The organism is Plantactinospora sp. B6F1 (assembly GCF_040120695.1).
Classification (GTDB): Bacteria; Actinomycetota; Actinomycetes; order Mycobacteriales; family Micromonosporaceae; genus Plantactinospora.
On record NZ_JBEEAC010000012.1, the window covers coordinates 188,597 to 199,253 of the forward strand.

The 10,657-nt window shown below is 73.0% G+C and carries 8 protein-coding genes; 4 read left to right on the forward strand and 4 right to left on the reverse strand.

Annotated features, from left to right (window positions below):
* Positions 1–271 precede the first annotated feature (271 nt).
* Both ABNF97_RS17890 and ABNF97_RS17895 read right to left on the reverse strand, forming a co-directional pair.
* Positions 272–2,371, reverse strand: a complete 2,100-nt coding sequence (locus tag ABNF97_RS17890) for a 3-hydroxyacyl-CoA dehydrogenase NAD-binding domain-containing protein (RefSeq protein ID WP_349339182.1) — start codon at positions 2,369–2,371, stop codon at positions 272–274.
* 55 nt (positions 2,372–2,426) lie between these two features.
* Positions 2,427–3,620: a thiolase family protein gene (locus ABNF97_RS17895; protein WP_349339183.1), complete on the reverse strand. Its 1,194-nt coding sequence runs from the start codon at positions 3,618–3,620 to the stop codon at positions 2,427–2,429.
* A gap of 209 nt (positions 3,621–3,829) precedes the next feature.
* Here ABNF97_RS17895 and galE point away from each other — a divergent pair, with 209 nt between their 5' ends.
* Positions 3,830–4,867 carry a UDP-glucose 4-epimerase GalE gene (gene galE, locus ABNF97_RS17900; protein WP_349339184.1) on the forward strand — a complete coding sequence of 346 codons (1,038 nt, stop codon included), beginning with the start codon at positions 3,830–3,832 and terminating at the stop codon, positions 4,865–4,867.
* A gap of 137 nt (positions 4,868–5,004) precedes the next feature.
* Here galE and ABNF97_RS17905 read toward each other — a convergent pair whose 3' ends face one another.
* Complete coding sequence (locus tag ABNF97_RS17905; RefSeq protein WP_130464123.1) at positions 5,005–6,327, reverse strand: HRDC domain-containing protein; 1,323 nt, start codon at positions 6,325–6,327, stop codon at positions 5,005–5,007.
* A 123-nt stretch (positions 6,328–6,450) separates the two neighbouring features.
* Positions 6,451–7,023: a DUF3000 family protein gene (locus ABNF97_RS17910; protein ID WP_130464122.1), complete on the reverse strand. Its 573-nt coding sequence runs from the start codon at positions 7,021–7,023 to the stop codon at positions 6,451–6,453.
* Positions 7,024–7,182: 159 nt separating this feature from the next.
* Here ABNF97_RS17910 and hemE point away from each other — a divergent pair, with 159 nt between their 5' ends.
* From hemE to hemQ, 3 genes are read left to right on the forward strand one after another with little or no spacing between them, the layout of a single operon-like run.
* Positions 7,183–8,265 carry a uroporphyrinogen decarboxylase gene (gene hemE, locus ABNF97_RS17915; RefSeq protein WP_130464121.1) on the forward strand — a complete coding sequence of 361 codons (1,083 nt, stop codon included), beginning with the start codon at positions 7,183–7,185 and terminating at the stop codon, positions 8,263–8,265.
* A 19-nt stretch (positions 8,266–8,284) separates the two neighbouring features.
* Positions 8,285–9,763, forward strand: coding sequence for a protoporphyrinogen oxidase (gene hemG / locus ABNF97_RS17920; RefSeq protein WP_349339185.1), 1,479 nt, complete (start codon positions 8,285–8,287; stop codon positions 9,761–9,763).
* Entirely contained in the window at positions 9,760–10,497 is a 738-nt protein-coding gene (hemQ, locus tag ABNF97_RS17925) for a hydrogen peroxide-dependent heme synthase (protein WP_130464120.1), read from the forward strand. Before hemG ends, hemQ begins: the two co-directional genes overlap by 4 nt.
* Positions 10,498–10,657: the final 160 nt, after the last annotated feature.

Genomic DNA, 10,657 nt, shown 5'->3' on the forward strand with positions numbered 1-10,657 from the left:
ATGATGCCTCCTAGGCCTCCAGGGGTTCGGCCTCAAGACACCGCGGGACCAGCCGTTGTGACATGCCCGAGCGGACAGGTACCCGGACGCTCTCCGGCTTCCGCTCCGGCCGCCGGGTGTCCCTCGTGGCGGGCCCGCGCCAATCCTGCCGCCATCGCCGCTCGTCGCGGGCGTCCGGGCAGATCGCGGTGCTCAGGGACCAGGCCAGGTCGCACAACGCGTCGTGCGACTCGCCGGGACCGGTCCCCGAGCACCGCGATCGACGGGTTGGTCAGCCGGGCAGGCTGGCCGCGCCCCGGGGCAGGAAGCGGCGGCCGGTGATCCGCTCCGAGGTGCCGGTGCGGTCCAGGTACGGCGTGACACCGCCGAGATGGAACGGCCAGCCGGCGCCGAGGATCATGCAGAGGTCGATGTCCTGCGGCTCGGCGACCACACCCTCGTCCAACATCAGCCGGATCTCCTGGGCGAGCGCGTCCAGCGCCCGCTGGCGTACCTCCTCGGCGGTCAGCGGTGCCGAACCGACCTCCAGCAGCCCGGCCACCTTGGGGTTGACGTCGCCGTCGACCACCAGTGGCATACCGGACTCGGCGATCCGCTTCAGGTTCTCGCTGACCGCGAACCGGTCCGGGAAGGCGGCGTGCAGCGTGCCGCCGACGTGGTACGCCACCGCCGGCCCGACGAGCTGGAGCAGCGCCAGCGGGCGCATCGGCAGGCCGAGCGGATCGAGTGCGGCGTCCGCCACCTCGGGCGGGGTGCCGGCGTCCACGGCCGCGATGATCTCGCCGAGGAACCGGGTCAGCAGCCGGTTGACCACGAAGGCCGGTGCGTCGGCGACCAGTACGCAGGACTTGCGCAGCTCCTTGCCGACCGCGAAGGCAGTGGCCAGGGTGGCGTCGTCGGTCTGCTCGCCCCGGACGATCTCCAGCAGCGGCAGCACCGCGACCGGGTTGAAGAAGTGGAACCCGACCACTCGCTCCGGGTGCGCCAGGTCGGCGGCCATCGCGCCGACCGAGAGCGAGGAGGTGTTGGTGGCGAGTACCGTCTCCGGGCTGACGATCTTCTCCAGCTCCGCCCAGACCTGCTTCTTCACGGCCAGGTTCTCGAAGACCGCCTCGATCACGAAGTCGGCGTCGGCGAAGACGGCCTTGTCGACCGAGCCGCTGACCAGACCGCGCAGCTTGGCGGCCGTACCCTCGGCAAGCCGGCCCTTGCCGACCAGCTTGTCGATCTCGGCGTGCACGTAGCCGACGCCGGAGTCCACCCTGGACTGGTCGAGGTCGGTGAGCACCACCGGAACCTGGAGCCGGCGGGCGAACAGGAGCGCGAGCTGCGACGCCATCAGACCGGCGCCGACGATGCCGACCTTGGTCACCGGGCGGGCCAGGCCCTTGTCCGGCGCGCCGACCGGCCGCTTGGCCCGGCGCTGCACCAGGTCGAAGGAGTAGAGGCCGCTGCGCAGCTCCTCGCTGAAGATGAGGTCGGCCAGCGCCTCCACCTCGGCGGCCATCCCCTTCGGCAGCCCGTCCGGGTCGCCGTCGGCGGGCCCGGCCGGTGCCTCGCGGGCCAGTTCCAGCAGCTCCAACGCCCGGTACGCGGCCGGGACCGCGCCGTGCAGCCGCTCGTCCAGCGTCTGCCGGGCGAAGTAGAGCACGCCGTCCCACATCTCCCGGTCGACCTCCGGACGGGTCACCTGGACCTCGCCGCGCACCACCTGCGCGGCCCACTCCAGCGAGCGCTCCAGGAAGTCGGCCGGCTCGAAGAGCACGTCCGCGATGCCCAGCTCGGCGGCCTGCTTCGGTTTGAGCATCCGGTTCTGCATCAGCGGGTTCTGGATGATCACCTGGGCCGCGCCGGCGATGCCGATCAGGTTCGGCAACAGTTGGCTGCCGCCCCAGCCGGGCACCAGGCCGAGCGAGACCTCGGGCAGGGCGAGCGCGGCGGCGCCGCCGTGCAGCGTCCGGTAGTGGCAGTGCAGCGCCAGTTCCAGCCCGCCGCCCATCGCGGCGCCGTTGACGAAGGCGAAGGTCGGCACCGTGCTGGTGCGCAGCCGGCCGAAGACCCGGTGGCCGAGCCGGCCGATCTCGCGGGCCTGGTCGCGGTCCGCGAGCAGCGGCATGCCGGTCACGTCGGCGCCGACGCAGAAGATGTACGGCTTGCCGGTCACCGCGACGAACGCCGGCTCGGCGGCGAGCGCCTCCGTGATCGCGTCGTCCAGACTGGAGAGTCCGGCCGGGCCGAAGGTGTTCGGCCTGGTGTGGTCGAAACCGTTGTCCAGGGTGATCAGCGCGGCGGGTCGGTCCAGCCCCGGCACCTGCACCAGGCGCAGCAGTGCCCGGGTGACCACCTCGTTCGGGTTACCTGGAACCGTCACTGTGCCGCCTTTCGATCGCACTGCGGGGCTCGCAAACCCGGCTCACTCCTCGTGCTCACTTGTCGTCGCCCTCCCAGTTCGGGTTCTCCCAGATGACCGTGCCGCCCATGCCGATACCGATGCACATCGCGGTGAGGCCGTACCGCACCTCGGGGTGTTCGGCGAACTGCCGGGCGAGTTGGGTCATCAGCCGTACTCCGGAGGAGGCGAGCGGATGACCGACGGCGATCGCCCCGCCCCACGGGTTGACCCGGGGATCGTCGTCGGCGATGCCGAAGTGGTCGAGGAAGGCCAGCACCTGCACCGCGAACGCCTCGTTCAGCTCGAACAGGCCGATGTCGTCGATGGAGAGCCCGGCGATCCGCAGCGCCTTCTCGGTCGACGGGATCGGACCGTAACCCATCACCTCCGGCTCCACCCCGACGAAGCCGTACGACACCAGCCGCATCGACACCGGCAGCCCGAGTTCCCGGGCGACGTTCTCGGCGGCGAGCAGGCTGGCGGTGGCCCCGTCGTTGAGTCCGGCCGCGTTGCCGGCGGTGACCCTGCCGTGCGGGCGGAACGGCGTCTTCAAAGTGGCCAGTTTCTCCAGTGAGGTCTCCCGGGGCGCCTCGTCGACGGTGGCGAGTCCCCAGCCGGTCTCCGGGTCGCGGGTCGCCACCGGCACCAGGTCGGGCTGGAGCTTGCCGTTGGCGTACGCCTTGGCGGTCTTCACCTGTGAGGCGAGCGCGTACGCGTCGGCGCGCTCCCGGCTGATCTGCGGGAGCCGGTCGTGCAGGTTCTCGGCGGTGGCACCCATCACCAGGGCGGAGGGGTCGACCAGCTTCTCGGCCAGGATCCGCGGGTTGGGGTCCACGCCCTCGCCCATCGGGTGCCGGCCCATGTGCTCGACGCCACCGGCGATCGCCACGTCGTAGGCGCCCATCGCGATGCCACCGGCCACGGTGGTGACCGCGGTCATCGCCCCGGCGCACATCCGGTCGATGGCGTAGCCGGGCACCGTCTTGGGCAGCCCGGCGAGCAGCGCGGCGGTACGACCGATGGTGAGGCCCTGGTCGCCGGTTTGGGTGGTGGCGGCGATCGCCACCTCGTCGACCCGCTCCGGCGGCACGGGGTTGCGTCGCAGCAGTTCGCGGATGCAGCGGATCACCAGGTCGTCGGCGCGGGTGTGGGCGTACATCCCACCCGCCTTGCCGAACGGGGTGCGGACGCCGTCGACGAAGACGACGTCTCGGACTTCACGGGGCACTGGAGCCTCCTTGCCGCAGGGGCCCGGGTGGGCGGGTACCTCGGATGCTACTAGCCAGTAACTATGGCCGTTTGCGCCCCCGGTGTGGCTCGGGACACATATCGTCCGGCTTGATGCCCTAGTAATCACACTATCGCCAGCTAAACAGCGAGCAATAGTGAAAATGCTTCCGAATCGGCCGCAGTCGGCGAATCCAGTCAGGAGTCCGGGTGAAGGTGCTGGTCACCGGCGGTGCCGGCTTCATCGGCAGCACCATCGCGTCGGCCTGCCTGGACGAGGGCATCGAGCCGGTGATCCTGGACAGCCTCTGCACGGGTCGGGTCGAGTTCACCCGGGGGCGGATCTTCTACCCGGGTGACATCGCCGACGGCGCGCTGATCGACCGGATCTTCGCCGAGCACCCCGAGATCGGCGCGGTGGTGCACGCTGCGGCGCTGATCGTGGTGCCGGAGTCGGTCAGCGAGCCACTGCGCTACTACCGGGAGAACGTCGCCAAGTCGCTCGACCTCCTCGACCACGTGATCCGCAACGGGGTCACCCGTTACGTCTTCAGTTCCTCGGCCGCGATCTACCGCACCGGTGCCGACCTCTCGGTCAACGAGAGTTCACCACTGGAACCGGCCAGCCCCTACGCCCGGACCAAGGCGATGATGGAGACGGTGCTCGCGGACACCGCCGAGGCCACCCCGCTGCGGGCGCTGTCGCTGCGCTACTTCAACCCGATCGGTGCCGATCCGCTGCTGCGTACCGGTCTCCAGTTGCCCCGGCCCACGCACGCGCTGGGCAAGCTGATCGACGCCTGGACCGACGGCGGGGAGTTCCTGATCACCGGCACCGACTGGCCCACCCGGGACGGCTCGGGAATCCGCGACTACATCCACGTCTGGGACCTGGCCCGGGCCCACGTCTGCGCGCTGCGCCGGTTCGACGAGATCCTTCCGCCCGGTGGCGACCGGTCGGTGGAGGCGATCAACCTCGGCACCGGGGACGGCACCACCGTCCGGGAACTCGTCGCCGCCTTCGCCGAGGCGGTGGGGCCGGTACGCACCCGCGATGCGCCGCCCCGCCCGGGCGACGGGGCCGGCTCGTTCACCCGGAGTACCCGATCCCGGCTGCTGCTCGACTGGAAGCCCGAGTACTCCGTCGCCGACGGCATCCGGCACGCGGTGCAGTGGTGCCGGGTCCGCGACGAACTGCTCGGCGTCCGCCCGCCGGCCCGGCACCTGCACCACTCCGGCGGACGCTGACCAGACCACCACCGCCCAGCACGCCCGTCACCCGACTCGGCAAGGCGACGAGACGTCAGTGGGTGTCAGCAGGCGTCGAGACGTCAGCAGGTATCAGCAGGCATCGAGGTGTCGGGGCGTCGGGGCGTCGGGCGGCGTCAGCTCTCCGGCTCGGCCAGCGCCGCCGCGAGTCCCTCGGCGATCAGGCCGACCTGCCAGTTCCGGGCACCGTACCCGCGCAGGGTCTCGGCGACCGTGTCCGGCGTGATCTCCTCCGGCGGGATCCACGCCAGCCGGCGGACCGAGTCGGGGGTGATCAGGTTCTCCGGCGGCAGGGTGTGCGCCGCCGCGATCCTGGTCACCACCTCGCGGCACCGGGCCAGCCGGGCCGCAGCCACCGGGTCCCGCTCGGCCCAGCGGTGCGGCGGGGGCGGGCCGTCGATCGTCGGGCTCACCGGCAGCGCGTCGTCCGGCAGTTGCCGGGCGTCGGCGAGGGCGTCCAGCCAGGTCCGGACGAGGCGGCGCACCGAGCGGCCGCCGAAACCGGGCAGCATCAGCAGGGTCCGCTCGTCCTTCGGATCCATCTCGGCGGCGGCGATGATCGCGGCGTCGGGCAGTACCCGGCCGGGTGCCGAGTCACGGCGGGCCGCGATCTCGTCCCGGGCGTACCAGAGCGACCGCACCCGGGCCTGTGCCCGGGCCCCCCGCACCCGGTGGATGCCGGAGGTCCGCCGCCACGGGTCGGGCCGCTGCCGGGCCGGCTGGGTGCCCCAGGCCACCAGCGCGGCGAACTCCTCGGCCGCCCACTTCGCCTTGCCCTGGTGCTCCAGCTCGACCGCGAGCTTGTCCCGCAGCTCGGTGAGCATCTCCACGTCCAGTGCGGCGTAGGTCAGCCAGGACTCCGGCAGCGGCCGGCTGGACCAGTCCGCCGCCGAGTGGTGCTTCTCCAGGGTGAAGCCGAGCAGTTGCTCGGTCAGCGCGGCCAGCCCGACCCGTTCGAATCCGGCGAGCCGGGCGGCCAACTCGGTGTCGAAGAGCCGTCTCGGCCGTAGCCCGAGGTCGGCGAGGCAGGCGAGATCCTGGCTGGCGGCGTGCAGTACCCATTCGGCGTCGGCGATCGCCTCGTCGAGGGTGTGCAGGTCGCCGAGGGGCAGCGGGTCGATCAGCGCGGTGCCGGCCCCGGCCCGCCGGAGCTGGACCAGGTAGGCCCGCTGGCTGTAGCGGTAGCCGGAGGCGCGCTCGGCGTCGACGGCGACCGGGCCGGTGCCGGCCGCGAATCGGGACACCACGTCGGCCAGGCCGACGGGGGTCTCGACCGGAGCCGGGGTGCCGTCGCGAGGGGTGAGCAGCGGTACGGGCCCGCCGGGCGTTGGGTCGGGCCCCACTGTCTCGGGATCCGGCGCGGACGCCGGAAGGCTGTGCGGCTCGTCCCCTGCTCGGCGTTGCGCGGCCCGACGGCGCAGGGGTGGTTCGTCGGTCACCTGACAACCCTAGTCTTCACGGAGATTGGGGTCGCGCAGCCGGTCCGGCGAGTCGGGTCCGATGGGCCTGCCGAGCCCGCCGAAGCGGTTGGGGCACAGGGGGTCCCGCGTCAGCGGGGGTGGTCAGGCGGCGCCGGCGGGACGGGCATGCGGCAGCACGGTGACACCGGGCGGCGGCAGCCCGGCGGTGGATGCGAGCAGCGTGCACCAGGCCAGCAGATGTGCCCGCAGGTCGTCGTCGACCGGGGTCCAGGATGCGCGGATCTCGATGTCACCGGCGGCCGGCGGGCCGGCCAGCTCGCCGAACCGGGTCGACATGGTCTGGGTCACCGTGCCGCCGAGCGCCCGGTAGGCCGCGTCCCGCGCCTCCAGCGCGTCGGTCAGCCAGGTCCAGCCGACGCCGGGCAGCAGCGGGTCGGCGGCGAGGTCGATCTCCAGCTCGGCGGTGACGTAGGTGACCAGGCGCAGCGTCCCCTCCCAGCTCTCGTGTCCGGCCGGGTCGTGCAGCAGGATCAGCCGTCCGGTGGCCACCTCCTCGCCGTCGCGCCGCACGCTGGCGCTCAGCGCGAAGGCGTAGGGGGCGAGCCGCTGCGGCGCACCCACCTCCTCCAGCGCGATCTCCGCGCGCGGCGCCGCCGACCGCAACCCGGCCACCGCGCGGGCGAAGGTCTCGGGCAGGACGATCGGGGAGGCCATATCCGCAGCCTAAGCCGATCGCCGGCGCCGTGGTGGGGCGCCGCGCCGGTCGGCCCGACCGGTCGGGCCGACGCCGGGCCCGACGCGGGTACGTCTGGCAGGCCACAAAACCCGGCGGTGCGCGCCGGCGAGGTCGGGGCGCGTGGCACGATGGCGCCGATGACCACCACGACTGCGGGCAACGCGGCCCGAGACGATCACCCGGGCCCGGGCGGCCCGGCCGATTCGCCGTTCGTCCGGGCCTGCCGACGGAAGCCGGTGCCACACACCCCGGTCTGGTTCATGCGGCAGGCCGGGCGTTCCCTGCCCGAGTACCGCGAGGTGCGGGCCGGGATCCCGATGCTGGAGTCGTGCCGCAGGCCCGAACTGGTCACCGAGATCACGCTCCAGCCGGTACGCCGGCACGGCGTGGACGCCGCGATCCTGTTCAGCGACATCGTCGTACCGGTGGCGGCCGCCGGGGTGGATCTGGACATCGTGCCCGGCACCGGCCCGGTGGTGGCCGAACCGGTCCGCACCCTCGCCGACGTCGACCGGATCCGAGCCATCGACCCTTCCGACGTCTCCTTTGTGGACGAAGCGGTTCGGCTGCTCGTGGCCGAGCTGGGCGACACCCCGTTGATCGGCTTCGCCGGGGCGCCGTTCACCCTGGCCAGCTATCTCGTCGAGGGCGGGCCGTCGCGCAACCACGTACGCACCAAGGCGCTGATGCACGGCGCCCCGGACGTCTGGCACGCCCTGCTGGGCCGGTTGACCGAGATCACCCTCGCCTTCCTCAGAGTGCAGATCGACGCGGGTGTCTCGGCGGTGCAGCTCTTCGACTCCTGGGCCGGGGCGCTCTCCGAGGCCGACTACCGCCGGTTCGTGCTGCCGCACTCGGCGACGGTGCTGGGCGCGCTGGCCGACGCGGGCGTGCCGCGGATCCACTTCGGGGTCGGCACCGCCGAGCTGCTCGGCGCGATGGGCGAGGCCGGCGCGGATGTGGTCGGGGTGGACTGGCGTACTCCGCTGGACGCGGCGACGGTGCGGATCGGGCCGGACAGGGCGGTGCAGGGGAACCTGGACCCGGCGGTGCTCTTCGCGCCCTGGGAGGTGGTCGAGGCCGAGGTGCGCCGGGTGCTCGGCGAGGCGGCCGCCGCCCCCGGGCACGTCTTCAACCTCGGGCACGGCGTGCTGCCGGAGACCGATCCCGAGGTGCTGACCCGGGTGGTCGCCCTGGTGCACGAGGCCACGACGAGCTGATCGGAAGGCAGGGACGGGGGTGAACGACCAGACACGGTCCGGCGGGCTGCGAATCGCCGTGGTCGGCGGCGGCATCACCGGGCTGTCCGCCGCGGTCCGGCTGCGGGACCGGCTCCCCGCCGACACCGAGATCATCGTGTACGAGCAGTCCGGTGCGCTCGGCGGCAAGCTGCGTACCGGGTCGCTCGCCGGTGCGACGGTCGAGTTCGGCGCCGAGGCATTCCTGACCCGTGACCCGGCCGGCGGGGACTCGGCGGCCGTCGCCCTGGCCCGCCGGGTGGGGCTGGCCGACGCGTTGGTGCACCCGGCGGTCGGGCGAGCCGCGCTGGCCATCGGTGGCGAGCTGCGGCCGATGCCCCCGGGCACCCTGGTCGGGGTACCCGGCGACCTGGCCGCGGTGGCCCCGGTGGCCCGGCCGGCGGCGGAGCGGGACGTCGACGAGGGCCGCCCGCTGCTCGGCCCGGACTCCGACCCGACGGTCGGCGAACTGGTCCGGCGGCGGCTCGGCGACGAGGTGGTGGACCGGCTCGTCGACCCGATGCTCGGCGGGGTGTACGCCGGCCGTGCCGACGAGCTGTCGCTGGCCGCCACGATGCCGGGGTTGGCCCGGGCGGCGCGCATCGAGCCGACCCTGACCGGGGCGGTCCGGGCGGCGCTGGCCGCCGCGCCCCGGCCCGCCGGTAGCCCGGTCTTCGCCACGGTCTCCGGTGGGGTGAGCCGGCTGGTGGCCGCCGCGGCCGAGACGGCACGGGCCGAGATAAGACTGAACGCGGCGGTCCGGGAACTGCTGCCCGTGCCGGGCGGCTGGCGGCTGGTGATCGGCCCGGCGCGTGACCCGGAGCTGGTCGAGGTCGACGCGGTGGTGCTGGCCCTGCCGGCCCGGCCGGCCGCCCGGCTGCTCGGCGGCGTCGACGTGGCCGTCGGCGCGCTGGTCGGCCGGCTCGACTACGCCAGCGTTGCGCTGGTCGGCCTCGCCCTGCCCGGTCCACCGCCGGACGACGCGGCGAGCGGTGACCCGCTGCCGGCGGCCGGTGGGGCCGTGCTGCCGGCGGACCTGTCCGGGTTTCTGGTGCCGGCCATCGCGGGGACCCTGGTCAAGGCGGCCACCTTCTTCACGAACAAGTGGGCGCACCTGCGCCAACCGGACGGCATGCTGCTGCTGCGCGCCTCCGTCGGTCGGCACGGCGAGGAGCACCTGCTGCAACGCGCCGACGACGAGCTGGCCTCGGCGGTGCACCGTGAGCTCTCCGAGCTGCTCGGCGCCGCACTGCCCGAGCCGGTCGAGAGTCACGTGCAGCGGTGGGGCGGTGCGCTGCCGCAGTACGCACCCGGTCATCTGGATCGGGTGACCGCGGCCCGGTCGGCGCTGCGGACCGCACACCCGACCCTGGCGCTGGCCGGCGCCGGTTACGACGGGGTCGGGATTCCGGTCTGCGTACGCTCCGGCGAGACCGCGGCCGAGGAGATCATCAAGGTGCTGGGAGTATCGAAGGTATGACTGCGGAACAGACCGACGGCTCGGCGCGGGGCAACGTGGGGCAGACCAACGCGGCGCGGCTGCGCGAGCTGAACGAGAGCATTCGCTACACCATGTGGTCGGTGTTCCGGGCGACCGGCCCGCTGCCCGAGGTCCGGGACGGTATCGCGGCCGAGGTCGAGTCGCTCTTCGAGGAGTTGGCCGGCAAGGACGTGGTGGTGCGGGGCAGCTACGACGTCTCCGGGCTCCGCGCCGACGCGGACCTGCTGATCTGGTGGCACTCGTCGTCGAGCGACGCGCTCCAGGACGCGTACGGACGGCTGCGGCGTACCGCGCTCGGCCGGCAGTTGGCACCGGTCTGGTCGCAGATGGCGCTGCACCGGCCGGCGGAGTTCAACAAGAGCCACATACCCGCGTTCCTGGCCGGCGAGCCGGCCCGGGGTTACGTCTGCGTCTACCCGTTCGTCCGCTCCTACGAGTGGTATCTGCTGCCGGACGCCGAGCGCCGGGAGATGCTGGCCGAGCACGGCGGGCTGGCCCGGGGCTATCCGGACGTCCGGGCCAACACGGTCGCCTCGTTCGCCCTCGGCGACTACGAGTGGTTGCTCGCCTTCGAGGCCGACGAACTGCACCGGATCGTCGACCTGATGCGCGACCTGCGCGCCTCCCGGGCTCGCCGGCACGTCCGCGAGGAGGTGCCGTTCTTCACCGGCCGGCGCCGCAGAGTCGGCGAACTGGTCAACGCCCTGCCCTGACCTGACCTAGGCCCGCCGTGCCACGCTTTCCACGCTAGGCCGTGTGTCATAAGTGCCGTTCGAGTCTCCGGAGCCAGATGTCGATCATGCTGATGGTGGCGGTGGCCTCGTACCGCACCGCGAGCTTGTCGTAACGGGTGGCCACGGCGCGGTGCTGTTT